Below are 18490 nucleotides of genomic sequence, written 5' to 3'. Positions count from 1 at the left end.
CCTCCGAGCGCGCCCGGTACGGTGAGGATCCGAGGGGGTGGGCGCAGTGACCGACAGATTCGACGCCGCGCGCGAGGTGCTCGAGAACGACGCTCTGCCCCCGCAGCAGCTGGCGGCCCCCTTCGTCGACGCTTTCGCGATCAGCGGCGCGGCCGTCTCGACCCTCGGCGATCTGCTCGGCAGCGAGACTGTCTCGGCCACAGACGAGGATGCCGCGCGGCTCGACGAGGTGCAGTTCGACCTCGGCGAGGGGCCGTGCTGGGATGCCGTCCGGACCGCGGCGCCCGTCCTCACGCCGCAGCTGCGGGGCAGCGAGGCGCAGCTGCGATGGCCGGCATTCATCCGCGCCGTCGCCCAGCACGACGTCGGCTCCGTATTCGCGTTCCCGCTGGCGATCGGACACATGCGGTTCGGCGCCATAGACCTGTACTCGGCGCGGCCCATGTCGCTCGATCGTTCGCAGACGGCCCAGGCGTCGATCCTGGCGGAGATCGTGGGCCGGGCGGTGTGGCGCCGGGCGCTGGCGGCGCTCGAGACCGGCCAGGAGAACGACGACACGCTGCATTCGCGGCGGGTCATCCATCAGGCGACGGGCGTCGTGCTGGCCCAGCTCGACCTCACCGCCGACGAGGCCCTGCTGGTGCTGAAGGGCCACGCCTTCGCGGCGGGACGAAGCGTGAGGTCGGTCGCCGAGGAGGTTCTCGCCAAGACGCTGACCTTCACGCGCGACGACGGTGTGATCGAGGTGCGACGATGAACGCGACAGAACGTGAGGCTCGTCTCGTGCGCACCTTCGCCGCGCTGGCCGACTCGCTGACGACGGATTTCGACATCGTCGATCTGCTGCAGATGCTCGTCGAGACCTGCGTGGATCTCTTCGACGTCGATGCCGCGGGCGTGCTGCTGGTCGACGGCGGAGACCGGCTCGAGCTGGTCGCCTCGACGAGCGAGGAGACCCGCCTGGTCGAGACCATGCAGCTCGCCGCCGAAGCCGGGCCGTGCATCGAGTGCTTCGAGACCGGGCTGGCGGTCTCCGTCGCGCACATCGACGAGGTGCCGGACAAATGGTCGCGATTCCGCACGCGGGCGCTCGAACAGGGATTCTCCGCCCTCGACGCGCTGCCGATGCGGCTTCGCCAGCACAGGATCGGCACGCTCAACCTGCTTCGGGTGCAGCCGGGCCCGGCGCCGGAGGACGACCTGATCGCGGCGCAGGCGTTCGCCGACGTCGTGACCATCAGCATCCTGCACGAGCGCTCGCTGCGCGAGAAGGTGGAGGTGGCCGACCAGCTGCAGAAGGCGTTGCAGAGCCGGGTCGTGATCGAGCAGGCGAAGGGCGTCGTCTCGCACACGCATGACGTGCCGATCGACGTCGCCTTCACGATGATGCGGGACTACGCGCGTTCGAACCAGCTGCCGCTGAGCGAGACGGCGGCCCGCATCGTCGCACGCACGCTCGATCTCCCCCGGTGACCAGCCCACGCTGGCACTTATCCGTCGTTCGGTGAACCGTCAACCCCGCTGTCAGAATCCGCTCGGTCATGTTGGGTGCGGGTATGAAGCACATCACCTATGCCGAGAAGTCACTGCTGATCGGAGATGAGGCGGCTGATCTGCTCGTCGAATACGCGGCGGCCGTCGCCGCGGAGGACACCTCCGACACGGTGGCGCTCCACGCCTTCGGCGCCGACGGGCAGGAAGTCTCGGCCACGTTCGTGCTCAACAGCGGCACCAATCTGATGGCCGAGACGGTGAGCGGCTCGATGTCCGAGCCCGACAACACCGACGCCGTGCGCGACCTGCGTCGCAAGCACGAGGAGCTGACGCGCGGGCAGGCTCCGCCCGGCATCCGTACCGAGTACTTCGACCTGTAGACGCTGCGGAAGGAACACGATGGGCAAGTTCACCTACGACAAGCTCGTGAAGGTCGACTTCGACGACCGTCTTCTCGCGCACCTGCAGATCGTCATCGGCGCCAAGCTGCGCCGGGGCGAGTCGTTCCACTTCACCTGGAAGGACGATGCGAGCATCGGCGACGGTCGCACGACGGTGTGGGTGCACCCGCGCTGCTCTCTCGTTTACAAGTTCTACGGCAGCCGCAAGCCGGTGATCAACCGTGCGTGGGTCGATGCGCTCATGTACACGGCGAACATGCCGACCGGCCTGTACGCTGTGCCGGAGCCGATCGAGTACGACACCGCCGGTGGCAGCCCGCAGACGGCAGGAGACCGCAGTGAAGCGCATTGACGTCCATTACGCCGGACGCTCCTACAGCATCGGCGGGCGCGACTTCGGCGAGGTGCAGGTCGAGGTCGAGGCCGCACAGCGCGACGGTGGCTGGCTTCTCGTCAACGACGGGGAGGGCACGCGGCGAGATGCAAAGCTCTGGCTGGGTGCGGGTGTTCCCATCGTTCTCGTGCCGATCGACGCGGATTCCGCCGGCGCGCACTCCGGCTAACCGCGCCGCGGGGAGAGGTCAACCCCCTCCCACTATTCGTCCGCTGCGTCCACGATGAGGTGACGTTGAGAGGGGACGAGGATGACGGATGACCTGCCGCCGATCGAGGACTGGTGGCCGGACCTCACCATCGGTGCCCGGCACGAGTTGCTGCGGGAACCGACGGCCGAGCTGACCCCCCGCACCCGGCAGGAGATCCAGACGGCGACCGGCGCGGAGGTCGGTTCCGACGCGCGCCTGGCCGACGACGATGTGACGTACGTGCACACGCAGACCGAGCAGGTGGACTGACCGCGCAACGGTGCGCGGAGCACGATCAGAAGAAGGAGAGTTCCATGCACGCAGTGAGACATGGGCGCATAGAGATGGCGATGATCGAAGAAGGATGCTGGCGCATCTGCGACGCATCGATGCCGCCGGACGACCCACGCCGGGTGATCGCCTACATCGAATCCGACGACGACGGCGTCGACGTGCTGTGGTTGAGCGGCGACCGCCGACCCGCGCGTTACGGCACCCTCGAGGACGCGCTCGCGGCCGCCGACGCGCGCGTCGTGACCGCTCCCGGCGAGGATCGGGCCAGCCGCCCCGTGCCGATCCCGCACTTTCCGCCGCCCCGCGCGGCATCCGTCCTGCGGACCAAGGGCCGGGCAGCGCCTCCGAGCATCGAAGCGTGAGCTGAAGCGAGTCGGTGGTCTTGCGCTATCGGCACGATTGGTGAATCGTGGCAGACAGCGCAGGGTCCTCGGATCGGAGGGTCGCGGCGATCACGCACAGACCGAGTGTCGGGTCGTCGCATCTCGCAGACGTCCGGTTCGAGGGCCGGAAACGCGCAGCGGGAGACGAACCATGGGAAAGTTCATCTACGAATCGATCCTCAAGGTGGATTTCGACGACCGGGTGCTCGCTCACCTTCAGAAGGTGATCGGCGCCAAGATGCGGCGGGGTGAGTCGTTCCACTTCACATGGAAGGACGACGCGAGCATCGGCGACGGCCGCACGACCGTGTGGATCCATCCGCAGTGCTCGCTGGTGTACAAGTTCTACGGCAGCAAACTGCCCGACGTGAACCCGGCGTGGATCGAGGCGCTGATGTACATGGCGAATACGCCGAACGGCCTGTACGTCGTGCCCGAGCCCGTGACGCGTGAGCAGGTCGAGCATGCGCTGCCGATACCGGACGGCTTGCGCGCGCACCAGGGGGTATAGACCTCACAAATGTCAACCCCCTAGTCGATATATGCCTTTGCCGGGATAGTCATTCGGTCCTCCTGTCCGGGGGATGAGATGACAACCCGCTCGTCGTGGTGTCTCGCGACGAAGGGTTCCCGTTGGGCAAGTTCAGCTATGAGTCCGTGGTCAGCGTGGAATTCGACGATCGGCTGCTCGCGCACCTGCAGCTCGTGATCGGCGCGAAGGTGCGTCGCGGGGAATCCTTCCATTTCACCTGGAAGGACGACGTGAGCGTCGGCAGCGGACGCACGACGGTGTGGATCCACCCCCGGTGCTCGGTCGTCTACAAGTTCCACGACGGCCGCAAGCCGTCCATCAACCGCACGTGGATCGATGCTCTCCTCTACACCGCGAACATGCCGAATGGGCTCTACCCCGTGCCGGAACCGCCGGAGCCTGAGACGACACACGGGCGCAGCGCCACGCCCGGTGCGGCTTCGGGCGCCGCGTCCGACGTCCATTGACGCCGGTACCGCCGCTTGTCGCGCGGGGCCGCGTGTCGCCGGCGACCGGCGAATGCTGCCACCGGCGACACCGCGCCCCAAGACGCCTCCCGCCCGCGTCGCCCACGCGGGTCGAAGGCGCGGACGAGCGGTCGGTGCGCCGAAGGTACGAGTCACACGGCGATCACGCGCAGGGGGTTGACCGTCGCCCCGAGGCTGCGGTATTCGCGGGCGGGCATAGTCACTCTCGCCTGATGCGCATCCCGTGACGGCCGGGCAGGGCCGGCAGCCGCCGCAGGTCGACCCGCACGTCGTGGTCATCGGCACGCCAGGCGACGCTCGTCATCCCGTGCACGCCGACCGCGAGCAGGCTCTCGGTCGCGGGCTCGCCGGGACAGCGATGGCCCGTGGCCATGGTGCCGGCACCCTGGGCGACGATGTGGGCGGCGGTGGAAGGCGCGGCGAGAAAGCGCTCCGGCCGGAACTCCCACGCGTGCTCCCATTCGTCCGGATGCCGGTTCGTTGCGAACAAGTCCAGCACGACCCATTCGCCCTTGACGATGTCGAGGCCCCGCCAGGAGGTGTCGAAGAGGGCGCGCCCGCCGATGACGGGAAAGAACGGGGTGGTCCGGCGCACCTCCGCGCAGAACGCTTCGAGAGCGTGTGGATCCATCCGCATCCGTTCCCGCCACTGCGGGTGGCGGTGCAGGGCGAGCGCCGCGAAGGCGATGAATCGTGCGACCGCCGTCACGGGCCGGATGAGGTTGAGCAGTTCCACCCCCGCCACGGCCTCCGGCAGCGGTCGTCCCTGCTCGTCCGTCCAGTGCGCCACGGCATGCAGGGGAGAAGAGCCGTCTTCGTTGGCGCGGGCGCGGCGGATCTCGTCTCGCGCCCACCGCTCCGTGCGCCGACGGAGGAGCCGGCCGTGCGCATTACGCGGTCCGAACGAGCCGGCCCCCTCGATCATCGCGGTGATCTCGTGGGTGCGCGCCTCGGTGTCGGTTTCGGAACACCCTGCCCACTCGAGTGCGGAGGCGGTGAGCGCCCGCTCGGCCTCGCGCTTGACGTCGACCGCTTCGTCGCGCGGCCAGGCGCGCACCGCCTGCGTCCATCGCCGCTCGAAGGTGCTGGTCAGGGGCAGCGCTTTCTCGGTGAGGAGCAGATGCTCGAACGATGTCTTGCGAAGCCGGTGCGCGGCGCCGCTCAGTGTCTGCACGCTTCGTTCGTCCTGGAGCGAGTGCAGGACCGAGGTGGGCATGGCGTCGACGCGCGTGAACCTGTCGCCTTCGTAGAAGAATCGTGCGGCGTCGAGGCCGCGGATCATCGTCACGGGGCGCCCCTTCAGGCGGGTGCGGAACGCGTCGGCGTCGACGCGTTCGAACCGGCGGTGGCCGAAGGCGTATCCCTCGGCGAGGAAGGCGAGTGTCGAGTCGCCCTTCAGGTGCGTGAGCGTCATGCCGTGACCGTACGACCGCGCACCGAGCGGCACAGCCGGGTTGACGGGGGCGTACGGCTGACGTACGCCTCGTCGCGGATGCATGCACCACGAAGTGGGCCCGTCAAGCCCTGGGCGCGAGGCATCCGTCGTGCGTAGTTTCGGATCGTCACAACGACGGAGGGCAGAGGTTTCCATGGGTCTGGCTGGGCACGCATCCATCTCCGCGCGCGGGAGCGTGAGCGGGCTGCTCCTGCGCGTCGTCGCCGGCGCGCCCGGAGCAGAGCAGGCGCCGCTGCTGGCGCGCGACGCCGTCGCCACGAGCGCCGACGTGCTGCGCGATGACGACATCCAGCTGGCGCTGTTCCTGCTCTACGCCGGTCACTACGGGTCGGTGTCGTTCGCGGACCCCGAGCAGGAGTGGGACACGCACCTCATCGCGGCGCGTCGCACGATCGAGCGGGCCTTCGAGGCCCGGCTGCGAGAGCTGATCGTGCCGCCGGCTCTTCCCGATCCGCGCCGCGAGAGTGTGGCGCAGGCGCTGTTCGCGTTGACGGCGCCCGCGCCCGGCCCGAGCGCGGCGCGATACGTCGCGAAGAAGGCGACGCCCGCGCAGGCACGGGAGTTCCTGATCCTGCGCAGCATCTATACGCTCCGGGAGGCGGATCCGCATTCCTGGGCGATCCCCCGGCTGACGGGCGCGGCCAAGGCGGCCCTGGTCGAGATCCAGGCCGACGAGTACGGCGGCGGCGACCCCGACCGCATGCATGCCGGCATCTTCGCGCGTGCAATGCGAGGAGTCGGGCTCGACGATCGCTACAGCGCCTATGTCGACGACGTTCCGGCCCTGACGCTCGCCTCGCTGAACATGATGTCGATGTTCGGGCTGAACCGCCGCCTGCTCGGTGCCATCGTGGGCCACCTCGCAGCCTTCGAGATGACCTCGTCGCTGCCGAACAAGCTGTACGGCGACGGTTTCCGCCGCCTGGGCTTCGGGTCCGATGTGACCTGGTACTTCGACGAGCACGTCGAGGCGGATGCCGTGCACGAGCAGATCGCCGGGCGCGACCTCGCCGGCTCTCTCGCCGAGGAGCGACCGGAGCTCGTGGCCGACATCATGTTCGGTGCCGCGGCGTGCCTGACCGTCGACGGCTGGGCCGGTGACGAGATGCTCGATGCTTGGGAGGGTGGACGCAGCGCCCTGCGCGTCGGGAACTCCGGCGACACCGAAACCGAGGCCGAAATCGGGACGGGAGTCGAGGCGGTCGTGTCGGTGGGTGCGGGGAGTTGATGAGGCATATCGTCGTGCGCGTCGTGATGGAGGACAGCGTCGTGACGGAGGACAGCGTCATGGGGGGAGGAGAGGGATGAGTGGCGATGGCGTGCGCGCCAGCAGACCCTCGATTCACGTCGTGCCCGACGGCCCGCTCATCGTGCGGGGCGCCGTCGGCCTCGTCGACGAGGGCGGGAACCCCGTCCGCACCCATCGTCGCACCGTGGCGCTGTGCCGGTGCGGTGCGAGCAGCATCAAGCCGTGGTGCGACGGCAGCCACAAGCTCGGCCGCCCCGGCGCCTGAACCGGGGTCAGCAGGCCGCCGCGCCCGCGGGCGGCGCTCAGGGCGCGGTGCGCCCGAACGCCGTGCTCAGAGGGGCGCCCCTCAGAACGGCGCCCCTCAGAACGGCGACCCTCAGAACGGCGCGGGTTCGTCGGGTTCGGTGAAGCGCACCATCGATGGCGGTGTGTCGATGTAGACCAGCCCGCCCGGTGAGGTCCATTCGAGGACGCCGTGGTCGAGTTGTTTCACTTTCCAGGGTGTTTCGCCTTTGACGGTGTGATGTCGTCGACAGAGCGCCGCCAGATTCCGCACTTCGGTCTTGCCGCCCAACGCGTAGTCGTGGGTGTGGTCGTAGTCGCAGCGGTGGACGGGTTGTCGGCAGCCGGGGAATCGGCAGTGCTGGTCCCGCACCCGCAGGTGCCGTTTCATGTCCGCGGAGGGGGTGTATCGGTCGACGGCGAGGATGCCGCCGCTGATCGGGTCGGTCAACACCCGCTCCCACCCGGGTGCCCGTGCGGCGAGTTCGCGGGCGGTGTCGATGTCGACCGGCGCCCGCCCGACCAGCTCTGCGGGTTCGGCGGTGATCCCCGCCAGCGCTGTGGCCGAGACGGTGACGTTGACCACGGCGGTGATCGATCCGAGCCCGCCGTACCCGTCGGCCAGTCCTTCCCCCGTGTCGATGTTCGGGGTGGAGGTCAGGAGGGTGTCGGCGGCGATGTCCGCGCGGATCTGATCGAGCGTCCGCGGATCGTCCGGGTCAGCTGCTTTGATCGCTTTTGCCTGTTCGGTGAGGCGGTCCTGGATGCCGTGGATGAGGGTGATCGGTTGGACGATCAGGATCCCTCCCATCCCGTCTTCCAGGTCCTGCACCGACGTGCCCCGCGTCGCCCGCGCCTGCTGGTGCCGCTCGGTCAAGGACCGGGGCTGCAGTTCCTCCGACAGGCGTCCGAGCGCAGCCCTCAGCCGCCCGGGCGTCGTCTCCGCCGCGCGTTCCAAAGCCTCACGTTCGAACATGGCCCGCGCGGCGCCATCTTGGATTGGCATGCCGTGTTCGACGATCGCCGTCACGTGCCCCCGCGCCACAGTGCCCTGCTCCCACGCGTCCAAGGTCGCGGGGAAGTGTCGGGCGATCATCGCCGCTTCGTCCATCCGCCGCTGCACGGTCCGGTCGGGCTGCCTGGCCGCCGCCCCGAGCTCCGCCGCGAGCGCCCGGACCGGCAACTCCGCCTCCCGCGCCGCCGCAGCGGGCAGCGCCGCCACCCGTACCTCGGCGAGGGTCTCGGCCTCGGCCAGCACCCGCGCCACCGCGGCCTGCGCCGCCGCTTCGGCCCGACACGCGGCCGCATACCGCTCCGCAAGATCCCGCGCGGCAGCATCCACGCCGTCCACATTCCTCGCCTCGAGGCCCACCACGACTTTCGTCTTCATGTTCGAAACTCTACGGGTGGCCACCGACATCCATCCCCGGAAAGACGGCACTTTCTGGCGACCCGTCAAAACTTCTTCATGAAACTTTTCTCATCTTCGACTTTCCCCACGTCGAGCACCCCCGCCGAGCGTCGGCGACCCGTGCGCAACTGCGGGTCCTGCGCCCGACACGCCGCACGCACGCGGGATGCCGCGGCGCGCCCCCGTCGTTACCCGCAGTTGTGCACGGGGAGGGGCCCGGGGGTGTCGTTTCGTCTCGCCTGCGGCTCGATCAACGACCGGGGGCGCCCCGGCGCCGGCAGTTGTGCACGGGGAGGGGGCCGGGGGTGTCGTTTCGTCTCGCCTGTGGCTCGCTCAACGACCAGGGGCGCCCCCACGGTCGACCCGCGGGAGCGCCCCGTCGCACCAATCCCGGCTAGTGCCCGTCCTCCGAGATCTCGGCCACGGTCTCGCCCGTTTGGCCGGGGCCGAGGGCGAGCGCGACGTCGGCCTGGGCGAGGATGCCGACCAGATCGTGTCCGTCGATCACCGGCAGCCGTCGCACCTGGTGGTCCTGCATCACGCGCAACGCCTCACGAACGTCGTCGTCGGCGCCGATCGTGACCGGCTTGCCCTCCGCGAGCGAGCCTGCGGTCGTCTGGGACGGATCGCCTCCCGCTGCGAGGCACTTCACCACGATGTCGCGGTCGGTCAGCATCCCCTTCAGCCGCTTGTCAGTGCCACAGATGGGCAGCGCGCCGACGTCGAGCGACTCGAACAGCCGTGCCGCATCGACGAGCGTGTCGTCCTCTCCGATGCAGCGCGGCCCGGGAGTCATGATGTCTCGTGCGACGGTCATCCGCTTCTCCTTTCGTCAGGCGCGACCCTCACTCCTTGCCCAGCGCGTCCTGCACGCCGCCGGCCGTCTTCTCGACGATGTTGGGCACCTCGGTGGTGCCGTAGAACCGGGAATCGGGGTGCGTCGGCGGCGGCATCGGCACGCCGCGCTCCGGCGCCTCCTGGTAGCTGAACTGCGCCTTGCCGTCGGGCGTGGGGCCCGAGGCCCAGCTGCCCTCGGATGCCGCGGCCCCGTCCGAGAAGTTGATGTAGGTGTAGTTCGCGTCCTGGTTCTCCTTGGACTGCGGAAAATTGCTCGGCACCGGCAGATCCTCCACTCCCTCTTCGCGCAGCTCGGCCGCCGCGGCGATCCACTGGTTCTGGTGCATCGTGTCGCGGGCGATCAGGAACGAGAGCAGGTCGCGCACGCCCGAGTCCTCGGTCATGTGGAACAGCCTCGAGGCCTGGATGCGCCCCTGCATCTCGCCGTTCGCGTTCGAGGTGAAATCGGCGAGCAGGTTCCCGCTGGCCGTGACGTACGACCCCGACCACGGGTTGCCGTTGCTGTCGACGGGCCGCGCTCCCGCCCCCGCCACGATCGCGTGCTGCACGTCCATGCCGCCGAGCACTGCCGCCACGGCGGGGTCGTCCTGCACGGCACCATCGGTGACGCCCAGCGGCGCCTTCTCGAGCAGCTGCGCGATCATGGTCGCCAGCATCTCGACGTGGCCGAACTCCTCGGCCCCGATCCCATAGAGCAGGTCGCGGTACTTGCCTGGAATGTGCGCGTTCCAGGCCTGGAAGCCGTACTGCATCGCGATCGTGATCTCGCCGTACTGGCCCCCCAGGATCTCCTGGAGCTTGCGCGCATAGACGGCGTCGGGCTTGTCGGGCTTGGCCTGGTGCTGAAGTTCTTGACGGTGGAAGAACACTGTGCCTCCTCGGCATAGATACAGGCGCCCGTGCGGGCGTCGCAGCGTCGGTTGGTTGTGGTGCGCGACGCTACGACCGGCGTGCCGGGTTGCCAGGGGAGTTGTTTCTCGCGAAGCCCAGTGGTATGTGCGGCGCTCAGACGAACGAGCGTGCCGCGTCGAGCATCCGGCGCAGGCTGACCGCGGCCGTGAGGTCGGCGGCGACGTCAGAGGCACGAGCCGTCTTCTGGTTGTCGACCGCGTCCAGGTACTCGTCGACCGCGCGGGTGGCGGCATCCAGCTTCTCGCTTGCGTCCGAGGCGCCGCTCGGTGTGTCGACGACGGCGGCGCAGCTGCGTATCGCGGTCACCAGCTGCGGTCGGACGGCGCCGGCGACGGACTCGTCGCCGCCCGTGCGGCCGAGGGCGTCGGCGAGGTCGCGCGTGAAGAACGTCGTTCGCTCGAGGGCGCGCAGGCGGTGCGCGTTGTCGGCCGATTGCTCGCGCTGTGCAGCACGCCGGGCCCGGGGATTGCCCTTGCTGCTGTCGTCGGCCGCGGACACCTCATCGGCCACAGCGCGCACGGTGTCAGAGAGCTCGTCCATCGCCGCCTCGAGCTCGTCCGCGTCGAAGGGGCCGGTCTCGACGGCGTCGGCGATGCGCTCGAGCTCGTCGGCCACCGACTCGCGCAGTTCGGCGAGACGGGCGCTCGCCCGCTTGATCTCGAGCGGGGGAAAGGCGATGAGATTGACCACGAAGCCGATCGCCACGCCGAACGCCATGTTGATCAGGTACGACCCCGAGAAGTCCTCCGCGTCCTCGCCGCCCAGGAGCACGACGAAGAGCGCCGCGAACACCACCCACGACTGCCCCGCGCCGAGCAGGCGGATGCCGCCGAAGAGCACCCCGAACCCCACCACGGTCGCGACGGCGATCACCGCGGGCAGACCGCCGATGACCATGAACAGCCCGCCCAGCCCGATGGCGATGCCCAGTGCGAGCCCGACCATGGCCTGGATGCCGGAGCGGGCCGAGCTGGCCACCGTCGGGTACATGCTCACGAGCACGCCGAGCGGGGCGTAGTACGAGTACTGCTGCTCGGCGAGAGGCAGGAGGGGAGCGAGCGACCAGGCCAGGGCAGCCGCGGCCGCGGTCTTGCCGGCGAGCAGCAGCCGAGAGGCGTCGATCATGCCGCGCGCGTCCCGAACGACGGCCCGCATTGGACGGGTCGTCGGATCGATCCGGTCGGATGTCACACTCCATCGCCCCCGTCCATCTCGAGGATGCCGTCGCGCACCTCGCGACGCAGCACCTTGCCGATCAGCGAACGGGGCAGGTCGTCGACGGCGACGAAACGTCGCGGCACCTTGTAGGCGGCCAGGTGCGTGCGGCAGAAGTCCCGCAGCGCTCCCGGTTCGAGCGCCGCCCCCTCGCGCAGCACCACGGCGGCAGCGACATCCTCGCCGCCGCCCTCGCGCGGCAGGCCGACGACGGCCGCCTCATCGACGTCGGGATGCCGCGTCAGCGCCTCTTCGACCTCCGTCGGCGAGACGTTGAACCCGCCGGTGATGATCAGCTCCTTGAGCCGGTCGACGATCGTGACGAATCCGTCCTCCGAGACCCGCACGATGTCGCCGGTGCGCAGCCACCCCTCCGGCAGCAGGGTCGCGGCGGTCTCGTCGCGGCGCTGCCAGTACCCCTCGAAGACCTGGGGTCCGCGCAGCAGCAGCTCGCCCTCCTCACCAGCGTCGACATCCACGCGCGGGTCGTCGACGTCGACCACCCGGATCTCGGTGCTCGGAAAGGGCACGCCCACGGTGCCCGGCCGTCGCGACGGCCCGATGGGGTTGCCGAGGGCCACCGGCGAGGACTCCGTCATGCCGTATCCCTCGACGAGCAGGCCGCCGGTTGCCTGCTCCCACCGCTCGACCGTGGCGACGGGCAGCGCCATGGCGCCCGAGATGGCGAAGCGCACCGTCGTCAGATCGATGTCGCCGTGCGCGGCGGCGCGGGCGAGGCGGTCGTAGATCGGCGGGACCGCCGGCAGAAAGGTCGGCGGGCTCTTGCGGGCCGCCTGTGTCACCATGTCGACGTCGAAGGTGGGGAAGAGCACCAGCCGCGCGCCGATGCTCATCGCGAACGTCAGGCACAGCGTCATCCCGTAGGCGTGGAACAGGGGCAGGATGCCGTAGAAGACCTCCTCGCCCTCGCGCAGACCCGGTACCCAGGCCCGTCCCTGCATCGCGTTGGCCCGCAGGTTGCGGTGCGTCAGGATCGCGCCCTTCGGGGTGCCCGTCGTGCCGCTGGTGTACTGCAGCACGGCCGTGTCGTCGAGCTGTGGCCGCGCCGTCCGGCGGGTCAGCCGCGGGTGGTCGAGAAGACGGCGCCAGGTGTGCGGATGCCGCGTGCGCGGCGTCGCGGTGAGCCGGCTGCGCGCGGCCCGGGCGGCGGGCAGCGGGAGGCGCAGCGCGAGCCGCTTGGTCCAGGGCAGTGCGGCGGCCACGTCGACGCTCACGATGGCGTCGATGGCGATGTCGGACGGGAAGTCGGCGACGACGTCGTAGACCTTGTTCCACACGATCGCGAACGCCGCGCCGTGGTCTTCGAACTGGTGGCGCAGTTCGCGAGCCGTGTAGAGCGGGTTGTGCTCGACGGCGATCGCACCGAGCCGCAGGATCGCGTAGAACGCCACGACGTGCTGCGGGCAGTTGGGCAGCACGATGGCAACGCGATCGCCCGCGCTCACTCCGAGACGTCGCAGGCCCTCGGCAGCGCGCGAGATCTGATCACCCAGCTCGCGGTAGGTCGTCACCGCGCCGAAGAACTCGAGCGCGGCCGTGCGGGCGTGGCGCGCGACGCTCGCGTCGATCATGTCGACGAGTGTCTGGGTGACCTCGTCGATCGCATGCGGGACCTCGGGGGCGTAGGCCGTCAACCAGGGTCGCGATGCGTACGGGTTCGCCTGCGGCATGGGGATTCCTCCTCGTGGGGTGCGGGCAACACCCTATGGGGTGTGCACCCGGCGATGCCTAGACCTTGACAGTCGACGCTGTCAAGGCGCTCGGCTCGGATGCCGCTGGTCGGTGACGCTGGGCGGAACGGAAGGGAGTTGTCATGATCGCCGTCTGGTTCGCCCGCATCGTCGGGGTGGGGCTCATCGTGCTCAGCATCGTGGGTTTCTTCTTCGAGGGGCACCTGTTCGGGTTCCTCACCGTCGACCTCTCGCTCGACATCGGTCGTGTCGTGCTGGGCCTGATGCTCTGCGCCGCCGGATTCCTCCCGGTGAGTCGGATGTACCTCAACGTCGCACTCGGCATCTTCGCCACCACCTACCTGCTCTCGGCGCTCACGTGGTTCATGGACCGCGAGGTCTACGGTCTGGTCCCCAGCGGCCTCACCGTGCCCGACTTGGTGGCGTGGATCGTCTTCGGCGTGGCCGCGCTGGGGGTGATGCTGCTGCCCGAGCAGACCGCCCACCGCCGAGACGACATCGCGGAGGGCATGCTCGCGCCGCAGCGGGACGCCGAGAGCGGCCGCGGTGAGCACCGGTGAGGAGCCGCTGTCGCGGAAGTATGCGCAGGGCCGCTGAACGCTGTCAACCCCCGCGTGCGGCAGGCGCCGTGTGCGTAACGTCGGGCGCGTCCCCCATCGAAAGGAGACCATCATGGCGAGCACTGTCACGTCAGAGATCGATGTCGAGGCGCCGCTTCGCACGGTCTACAACCAGTGGACGCAGTTCGAGACCTTCCCCCGCTTCATGGAGGCCGTCGAGTCGATCAGGCAGGTCGACGACCAGCTCACCCACTGGGAGGTGAGCATCGGCGGCGTGAGCCGCGAGTTCGACGCAGTGATCGTGAGCCAGGAGCCGGACGACCACATCGAGTGGCGCAGCGTCGACGAGCGCATGCACACCGGGCGGGTGTCCTTCCATGCGATCGACGCCGGCCGCACCCGCGTCGTGCTGGCGATGGCCTGGGAGCCCGAGACGTTCGTCGAGAAGGCCGGCGCCAAGCTCGGCGTCGACGAGCGGCAGGTGCGCGGCGACCTGGAGCGTTTCGCGACGTTCATCCAGGAGCGCCCGGTCGAGACCGGGGCATGGCGCGGCGACATCGAAGAGGGCGCCGTCCGCGACGACGGCTGATCGACGAGGAGTCGAGATGACGGAGAAGACCACGCCCGACGGCACGCCCGTCGAGGACGCCGCGCAGGAGCCCGAGGAGTACCGCATCGGAAGCGGCTCGGGTGATCCCAACCGCGAGCGCCCCGACGTCGCCCCCACCAAGGTGCAGGACGACGACGCCGAGTGATCTCGGACGTCTTGAAGACAGCGGATGCCGCCGGCGAGCTCTGCCGGCGGCATCCGCTGCGTTCGTCACATGCGTGAAACACGCGCGCGCGCATAATAGAAGGGCAGCGTAAGCCGTTGCGGGCCCGCCGGGCCACAAGACCCCGGTGGAGTGTGGAGGAGCCGTCCGCTCCACGTCCCTGGAACGGCGTGGCACGACGACCTCCATCCCAGACACCTGTCAATCGGTAGAGATGTGAGTCGTGATGTCCCTTCAAGTCGCCGTCGTCGTCGGAAACCCCAAGCCCCTCTCGCGCACCCGTCGCGTTGCCGAGCTGCTGGTCGAGAAGCTGCTCGAGCCGGGCAGCTACGCGCTCGAGGTGATCGACCTCGCCGACCATACCGACCAGATCTTCGCCTGGCCCTCCGACAAGATGGCGGCGATGAACGCCCGCGTTGCGGAGAGCGATCTGGTCGTCTTCGCCTCGCCGACCTACAAGGCCACCTACACCGGCCTGCTGAAGGCCTTCCTCGACCGCTACCCCGCGAACGGGCTCGCGGGCGTCACCGCCATCCCCGTCCACACGGGCGCCGACTTCTCGCACGCGATGGGCCCGACGTACAACCTCGCGCCGCTTCTGGTGGAGCTGGGTGCGACGGTGCCGGGCCGCGGTTTCTACCTCGCACTCAGCCAGATGGACCAGGTCGCCGACGTCGTGGATGCCGCCGTGGCCGAGTACGCGGCGAACCTGAGCCGGTCGGCGGCCATCGCCGCGCACACCCGCACAGCGACCCCGGCATCCGCCTGACCCGCCGCGCCTTCGAAAACGGAGCAACCATGACCGAGAGCATCACGGCCCCCACCGCCATCGAAGCGCGTGCGTTCCGCGACACCCTGGGCCACTTCGCCTCCGGCATCACGGTGGTCAGCGGCATCGAGGGCGGCGATCCGGTCGGCTTCACGTGTCAATCGTTCGCGTCGGTCTCGATCGAGCCGCCGTTGGTGTCGTTCACCGTGATGCGCACGTCCACCACCTACCCCCGCATCGCCGCGACCGGGTCATTCGCCGTCAACGTGCTCGCGCACGACCAGCACGCCGTCTCGGACCAGTTCGCCCGCAGCGGCACCGACAAGTGGGCGGGCATCGCGTGGCAGCCGGCGGCATCCGGCAACCCGATCATCGACGACACGCTCATGTGGGTGGACTGCCGTCTGTGGGCGGAGTACGAGGCGGGCGATCACCTGATCGTCGTCGGCGAGGTCGTCGAGATGAGCCCCATCGACGGGCATGGCGGCGAGCCGCTGCTCTACTTCAAGGGCGCGTACCGGCACCTGCGTGAGGCTCAGGAGGGCTGAGCGCACCGGCGGTGTACAGCTCGCGGCTCACGCTGCCGGTTCTCGGTGCGTGGATGCGCTGCCAGTTGCGTCCGCCGCGAGCGAAGGTGGCGAGGACGCCCGGGGGCGCCTCGACATCGGCGACCGGATGCCGCAGCCAGCGGCATCCGCGCACGTGCACCAGGTCGAACCCGAGGCCTTCGGGGTCGAAGTGCCACGGGCCGGCCAGGGCGCCGAGGTGCAGCAGGCCGTCGGCATCCCGTGTCCAGACGAACGCGCCCGCCGGTGCGGAAGCGAACCGCTCCAGCCGGCGCGCGACGCGCTCGCCGTGGTGCGCATCGACGGCGATGACGGCATCGGCGAAGGTGGGTGGCCGCCGGTCGAGCGCTCCGGCGATGCCCACGAGCCCGCGGGTGAGGGCGCGTTCCACAGCGGCGCCGGGTGCGTCGTCCGTGCGCATCGGCGCACGGTAGACGGCCGGTTCGGTGTTCACGCGCCGACCGAGAGGTTCGGCAGCATCCGCGTGCCGTGCACGTGTCGGAGTGCCGACAGGGCGGCGTGCCAGCCGGACAGCCCGTGCACGCCGGGCCCCGGACTCGTCGACGACGAGCACAGGTACACGCCGGGCAGCGGGGTACGCCACGGATCGGGGCTCGCGATGGGGCGGCGCAGCAGCTGGGGCACGTCGGGTGACCCGGCCGAGATGTCGCCTCCCGGGTAGTTGGGGTTGTACTCGGCCAGTTCCACCGCGCTCGAGCTCGCCGAGGCGAGGATCGTGTCGCGAAAGCCCGGGGCGAAGCGCTCGATCTGGGCCGTGACCGCTTCGGTGCGGTCGGTGGGCGACCCCGCCGGCACGTGGGTGTACGCCCACAGCGTGTGCCGCCCCTCCGGCGCCCTGCTCGGGTCGAAGACGCTCGGCTGTGACACCAGCACGTAGGGCTCGTCGGGCTCGCGGCCGGCGAACACCGCATTCTCTGCCGCGGCGATCTCGGCACGGGTGCCGCCGACGTGCACGGTGCCGGCACGTCGCACCTCGGGGTCGGTCCAGGGCACGGCATCCGAGAGGGCGAAGTCGACCTTCGCGACGCCGTTGCCGTAGCGGAAGCACGAGAGCGTGCGCCGGTAGGCCGCGGGCAGGTCGTCGCCGGCCATGCGCAGCAGGGCGCGCGGCGTCACGTCGAGCATCACGATGCGCGCGGGCGGCAGGTCGTCGAGCGTGCGCACGTCGGTGCCGGTGACGATCTCGCCGCCGTGGGCCCGCAGGTCGTCGGCCAGGGCGTCGGCGATGGCCTGGCTGCCGCCGACCGGGATGGGCCAGCCGCGGGCGTGGGCGTAGGCACCGAGCGCCAGGCCGGCGCCGGCGGAGGCGAGGCCGGGCAGCGGCAGGATCGTGTGCGCCGACACGCCCGTCAGCAGCGCGGGAGCGACATCTTCGCGAAACCGGGCGTTCCACCACGGCCCGCCCTGCTCGAGCACAGCCAGGCCGAACCGCAGCGGGGTGACGAGGTGCCGCGGCAGCTGCAGCAGGGGTGATCCGGTGAACGCGGCCACGCGGGCGGCGTGCTCGGCGAGCGGGCGCATCAGCCGTGCGTACGCGGGCCCGTCGATGCCGAGCGCCTCGGCGGTGCGGTCCAGGTCGCGGTACGCGACCCCGGCGCGACCGCCGTCGAGGGGATGCGCGAAGGATGCGTCGGGCACGACGAACTCGACACGTTCGGCCAGGCCGAACTCGCGGAAGAACCGCGACTCGAGAGCGAGGGGATGCACGGCGGAGCACACGTCGTGGTGAAAGCCGGGCAGGGTCAGCTCCCGCGTCGCCGAGCCCCCGCCGAGCGTGTCCGCTCTCTCGTACACCCGCACCACCAGTCCGGCGCGGGCGAGCGTCACCGCCGCGGCGAGCCCGTTGGGGCCGGATCCGACGACGACGGCATCCACCTCGCCCGACCCGGCGCGGCGCCCGCGGAGCGGTGGGCGCACGGTCATCGTGGCTCCCCGGCATCCGCCTCGGGGGGCGCATCGTCTGCCTCGCGCTGGCGTTCGGCGGTCGTGGCGGCCTGTCCGTCGCCGCGCCCCTCGGCCAGGTACGCCAGGCGCAGCAGCGTCTCGCGGTTGCGCAGCGACAGGAGGATGTCGGCGAGCATCGGTGGCACCAGCCGGCCCGGGCCGCTCGAGGGCTCCTCCTGGATGCGCACGACGCAGCCCCGGCCGCGGGGTTTGACGTCGAGCACGACCGTTGCCTCGCCGAGCGGCCACCCCTTGGCGCGCAGCGCCATGCGGTGCGGGGGATCCCAGACGAGCGAATGCGTCGCATCGTCGAGCAGCAGCGGCCAGCTGCCCACGGAGTGGTGCAGCCGCGCACCGGCCTGCGGCCATGCCTCGTCGACATCGCGCATGCGCGACGCGCCGACCACCCAGCCGGGGTACAGCCAGCCGTCGGCGAGCACGCGGAAGACGTCGTCGGGCGAGCAGTTCAGGTAGCGGGCGTTGCGCGACATCGGCATCCTCCTGGTCGCGGTCGATGAGCGTCTCGCGAGCGAGCCTACGCGCGCCGCCCCTCGCGGCCGCGGGGCTTGACGTGCCGGGTCGCCGT

Annotated in this window: 25 protein-coding genes; 16 read left to right on the top strand and 9 right to left on the bottom strand. The window is 70.1% G+C overall.

Annotation, left to right across the window (positions count from 1 at the left end; all coding sequences use genetic code 11):
• Positions 1 to 37 precede the first annotated feature (37 nt).
• From M4I32_RS07920 to M4I32_RS07880, 9 genes are all read left to right on the top strand, one after another.
• Complete coding sequence (locus tag M4I32_RS07920; protein WP_319033937.1) at positions 38 to 757, top strand: GAF and ANTAR domain-containing protein; 720 nt, start codon at positions 38 to 40, stop codon at positions 755 to 757.
• Positions 754 to 1473 carry a GAF and ANTAR domain-containing protein gene (locus tag M4I32_RS07915; RefSeq protein WP_319033936.1) on the top strand — a complete coding sequence of 240 codons (720 nt, stop codon included), beginning with the start codon at positions 754 to 756 and terminating at the stop codon, positions 1471 to 1473. The genes M4I32_RS07920 and M4I32_RS07915 overlap by 4 nt, the downstream gene beginning before the upstream one ends.
• An 83-nt stretch (positions 1474 to 1556) precedes the next feature.
• A complete protein-coding gene (locus M4I32_RS07910) occupies positions 1557 to 1874 on the top strand; it encodes a hypothetical protein (RefSeq protein ID WP_319033935.1) in 318 nt (105 codons plus the stop codon).
• Between the two features lie 19 nt (positions 1875 to 1893).
• Positions 1894 to 2247: an ATP-dependent DNA ligase gene (locus tag M4I32_RS07905; protein WP_319033934.1), complete on the top strand. Its 354-nt coding sequence runs from the start codon at positions 1894 to 1896 to the stop codon at positions 2245 to 2247.
• Complete coding sequence (locus tag M4I32_RS07900; RefSeq protein ID WP_319033933.1) at positions 2234 to 2458, top strand: hypothetical protein; 225 nt, start codon at positions 2234 to 2236, stop codon at positions 2456 to 2458. The genes M4I32_RS07905 and M4I32_RS07900 overlap by 14 nt, the downstream gene beginning before the upstream one ends.
• An 81-nt stretch (positions 2459 to 2539) precedes the next feature.
• Complete coding sequence (locus M4I32_RS07895) at positions 2540 to 2749, top strand: hypothetical protein (RefSeq protein WP_319033932.1); 210 nt, start codon at positions 2540 to 2542, stop codon at positions 2747 to 2749.
• Between the two features lie 44 nt (positions 2750 to 2793).
• Entirely contained in the window at positions 2794 to 3135 is a 342-nt protein-coding gene (locus M4I32_RS07890) for a hypothetical protein (protein ID WP_319033931.1), read from the top strand.
• Between the two features lie 172 nt (positions 3136 to 3307).
• Positions 3308 to 3667 carry an ATP-dependent DNA ligase gene (locus tag M4I32_RS07885; protein WP_319033930.1) on the top strand — a complete coding sequence of 120 codons (360 nt, stop codon included), beginning with the start codon at positions 3308 to 3310 and terminating at the stop codon, positions 3665 to 3667.
• Positions 3668 to 3789: 122 nt separating this feature from the next.
• Complete coding sequence (locus M4I32_RS07880; RefSeq protein ID WP_319033929.1) at positions 3790 to 4155, top strand: ATP-dependent DNA ligase; 366 nt, start codon at positions 3790 to 3792, stop codon at positions 4153 to 4155.
• Positions 4156 to 4375: 220 nt separating this feature from the next.
• Here M4I32_RS07880 and M4I32_RS07875 read toward each other — a convergent pair whose 3' ends face one another.
• Entirely contained in the window at positions 4376 to 5590 is a 1215-nt protein-coding gene (locus M4I32_RS07875) for a cytochrome P450 (RefSeq protein WP_319033928.1), read from the bottom strand.
• Between the two features lie 217 nt (positions 5591 to 5807).
• Between M4I32_RS07875 and M4I32_RS07870 the strand changes: the two genes are divergently transcribed.
• On the top strand, positions 5808 to 6860 hold the full coding sequence (locus tag M4I32_RS07870; RefSeq protein WP_319033927.1) for an iron-containing redox enzyme family protein: 1053 nt from the start codon (positions 5808 to 5810) through the stop codon (positions 6858 to 6860).
• 76 nt (positions 6861 to 6936) lie between these two features.
• The gene (locus tag M4I32_RS07865; RefSeq protein WP_319033926.1) at positions 6937 to 7146 is read left to right on the top strand and encodes a CDGSH iron-sulfur domain-containing protein; all 210 of its coding nucleotides are present in this window, start codon (positions 6937 to 6939) and stop codon (positions 7144 to 7146) included.
• Positions 7147 to 7257: 111 nt separating this feature from the next.
• Here M4I32_RS07865 and M4I32_RS07860 read toward each other — a convergent pair whose 3' ends face one another.
• From M4I32_RS07860 to M4I32_RS07840, 5 genes are all read right to left on the bottom strand, one after another.
• Positions 7258 to 8553, bottom strand: coding sequence for an HNH endonuclease signature motif containing protein (locus M4I32_RS07860; protein WP_319033925.1), 1296 nt, complete (start codon positions 8551 to 8553; stop codon positions 7258 to 7260).
• Positions 8554 to 8968: 415 nt separating this feature from the next.
• On the bottom strand, positions 8969 to 9391 hold the full coding sequence (locus tag M4I32_RS07855; protein WP_319033924.1) for a CBS domain-containing protein: 423 nt from the start codon (positions 9389 to 9391) through the stop codon (positions 8969 to 8971).
• A gap of 28 nt (positions 9392 to 9419) precedes the next feature.
• Positions 9420 to 10301, bottom strand: a complete 882-nt coding sequence (locus M4I32_RS07850) for a manganese catalase family protein (RefSeq protein WP_319033923.1) — start codon at positions 10299 to 10301, stop codon at positions 9420 to 9422.
• 136 nt (positions 10302 to 10437) lie between these two features.
• On the bottom strand, positions 10438 to 11469 hold the full coding sequence (locus tag M4I32_RS07845; RefSeq protein ID WP_319033922.1) for an FUSC family protein: 1032 nt from the start codon (positions 11467 to 11469) through the stop codon (positions 10438 to 10440).
• 62 nt (positions 11470 to 11531) lie between these two features.
• Positions 11532 to 13250: a long-chain-fatty-acid--CoA ligase gene (locus M4I32_RS07840; protein ID WP_319033921.1), complete on the bottom strand. Its 1719-nt coding sequence runs from the start codon at positions 13248 to 13250 to the stop codon at positions 11532 to 11534.
• Positions 13251 to 13393: 143 nt separating this feature from the next.
• Here M4I32_RS07840 and M4I32_RS07835 point away from each other — a divergent pair, with 143 nt between their 5' ends.
• The 5 genes from M4I32_RS07835 to M4I32_RS07815 all read left to right on the top strand — a co-directional run bounded on the left by M4I32_RS07835 (position 13394) and on the right by M4I32_RS07815 (position 15921).
• Positions 13394 to 13831, top strand: a complete 438-nt coding sequence (locus M4I32_RS07835; protein WP_319033920.1) for a hypothetical protein — start codon at positions 13394 to 13396, stop codon at positions 13829 to 13831.
• A 112-nt stretch (positions 13832 to 13943) separates the two neighbouring features.
• Positions 13944 to 14420 carry an SRPBCC family protein gene (locus tag M4I32_RS07830; RefSeq protein ID WP_319033919.1) on the top strand — a complete coding sequence of 159 codons (477 nt, stop codon included), beginning with the start codon at positions 13944 to 13946 and terminating at the stop codon, positions 14418 to 14420.
• Between the two features lie 16 nt (positions 14421 to 14436).
• The gene (locus M4I32_RS07825; protein ID WP_319033918.1) at positions 14437 to 14586 is read left to right on the top strand and encodes a hypothetical protein; all 150 of its coding nucleotides are present in this window, start codon (positions 14437 to 14439) and stop codon (positions 14584 to 14586) included.
• Between the two features lie 244 nt (positions 14587 to 14830).
• Positions 14831 to 15373: an NAD(P)H-dependent oxidoreductase gene (locus M4I32_RS07820; RefSeq protein ID WP_319033917.1), complete on the top strand. Its 543-nt coding sequence runs from the start codon at positions 14831 to 14833 to the stop codon at positions 15371 to 15373.
• 29 nt (positions 15374 to 15402) lie between these two features.
• Entirely contained in the window at positions 15403 to 15921 is a 519-nt protein-coding gene (locus M4I32_RS07815; RefSeq protein ID WP_319033916.1) for a flavin reductase family protein, read from the top strand.
• On the opposite strand, the gene M4I32_RS07810 is transcribed toward M4I32_RS07815, so the two are convergent.
• Genes M4I32_RS07810 through M4I32_RS07800 form a run of 3 tightly spaced genes read right to left on the bottom strand, consistent with a single transcriptional unit; the run spans position 15878 to position 18395 of the window.
• Positions 15878 to 16360, bottom strand: a complete 483-nt coding sequence (locus M4I32_RS07810) for a GAF domain-containing protein (RefSeq protein ID WP_319033915.1) — start codon at positions 16358 to 16360, stop codon at positions 15878 to 15880. The genes M4I32_RS07815 and M4I32_RS07810 overlap by 44 nt on opposite strands.
• A gap of 29 nt (positions 16361 to 16389) precedes the next feature.
• Complete coding sequence (locus M4I32_RS07805) at positions 16390 to 17883, bottom strand: NAD(P)/FAD-dependent oxidoreductase (RefSeq protein WP_319033914.1); 1494 nt, start codon at positions 17881 to 17883, stop codon at positions 16390 to 16392.
• A complete protein-coding gene (locus M4I32_RS07800) occupies positions 17880 to 18395 on the bottom strand; it encodes an SRPBCC family protein (protein WP_319033913.1) in 516 nt (171 codons plus the stop codon). The genes M4I32_RS07805 and M4I32_RS07800 overlap by 4 nt, the downstream gene beginning before the upstream one ends.
• Between the last annotated feature and the right edge of the window lie 95 nt (positions 18396 to 18490).

It is taken from the genome of Microbacterium sp. LRZ72 (genome assembly GCF_033792225.1).
Taxonomy (GTDB): Bacteria; Actinomycetota; Actinomycetes; order Actinomycetales; family Microbacteriaceae; genus Microbacterium.
This window is presented reverse-complemented; position numbering and strand designations above follow the sequence as displayed.

Excerpts from the sequence above, each read along its gene's own strand:
- M4I32_RS07855 (WP_319033924.1), bottom strand. The coding sequence starts at position 9,391 with ATGACCGTCGCACGAGACATCATGACTCCCGGGCCGCGCTGCATCGGA.
- M4I32_RS07840 (WP_319033921.1), bottom strand. The coding sequence starts at position 13,250 with ATGCCGCAGGCGAACCCGTACGCATCGCGACCCTGGTTGACGGCCTAC.
- M4I32_RS07875 (WP_319033928.1), bottom strand. The coding sequence starts at position 5,590 with ATGACGCTCACGCACCTGAAGGGCGACTCGACACTCGCCTTCCTCGCC.
- M4I32_RS07865 (WP_319033926.1), top strand. The coding sequence starts at position 6,937 with ATGAGTGGCGATGGCGTGCGCGCCAGCAGACCCTCGATTCACGTCGTG.
- M4I32_RS07895 (WP_319033932.1), top strand. The coding sequence starts at position 2,540 with ATGACGGATGACCTGCCGCCGATCGAGGACTGGTGGCCGGACCTCACC.
- M4I32_RS07825 (WP_319033918.1), top strand. The coding sequence starts at position 14,437 with ATGACGGAGAAGACCACGCCCGACGGCACGCCCGTCGAGGACGCCGCG.
- M4I32_RS07910 (WP_319033935.1), top strand. The coding sequence starts at position 1,557 with ATGAAGCACATCACCTATGCCGAGAAGTCACTGCTGATCGGAGATGAG.
- M4I32_RS07805 (WP_319033914.1), bottom strand. The coding sequence starts at position 17,883 with ATGACCGTGCGCCCACCGCTCCGCGGGCGCCGCGCCGGGTCGGGCGAG.
- M4I32_RS07915 (WP_319033936.1), top strand. The coding sequence starts at position 754 with ATGAACGCGACAGAACGTGAGGCTCGTCTCGTGCGCACCTTCGCCGCG.
- M4I32_RS07820 (WP_319033917.1), top strand. The coding sequence starts at position 14,831 with ATGTCCCTTCAAGTCGCCGTCGTCGTCGGAAACCCCAAGCCCCTCTCG.
- M4I32_RS07830 (WP_319033919.1), top strand. The coding sequence starts at position 13,944 with ATGGCGAGCACTGTCACGTCAGAGATCGATGTCGAGGCGCCGCTTCGC.
- M4I32_RS07905 (WP_319033934.1), top strand. The coding sequence starts at position 1,894 with ATGGGCAAGTTCACCTACGACAAGCTCGTGAAGGTCGACTTCGACGAC.
- M4I32_RS07885 (WP_319033930.1), top strand. The coding sequence starts at position 3,308 with ATGGGAAAGTTCATCTACGAATCGATCCTCAAGGTGGATTTCGACGAC.
- M4I32_RS07815 (WP_319033916.1), top strand. The coding sequence starts at position 15,403 with ATGACCGAGAGCATCACGGCCCCCACCGCCATCGAAGCGCGTGCGTTC.
- M4I32_RS07860 (WP_319033925.1), bottom strand. The coding sequence starts at position 8,553 with ATGAAGACGAAAGTCGTGGTGGGCCTCGAGGCGAGGAATGTGGACGGC.
- M4I32_RS07890 (WP_319033931.1), top strand. The coding sequence starts at position 2,794 with ATGCACGCAGTGAGACATGGGCGCATAGAGATGGCGATGATCGAAGAA.
- M4I32_RS07810 (WP_319033915.1), bottom strand. The coding sequence starts at position 16,360 with ATGCGCACGGACGACGCACCCGGCGCCGCTGTGGAACGCGCCCTCACC.
- M4I32_RS07845 (WP_319033922.1), bottom strand. The coding sequence starts at position 11,469 with ATGATCGACGCCTCTCGGCTGCTGCTCGCCGGCAAGACCGCGGCCGCG.
- M4I32_RS07800 (WP_319033913.1), bottom strand. The coding sequence starts at position 18,395 with ATGTCGCGCAACGCCCGCTACCTGAACTGCTCGCCCGACGACGTCTTC.
- M4I32_RS07835 (WP_319033920.1), top strand. The coding sequence starts at position 13,394 with ATGATCGCCGTCTGGTTCGCCCGCATCGTCGGGGTGGGGCTCATCGTG.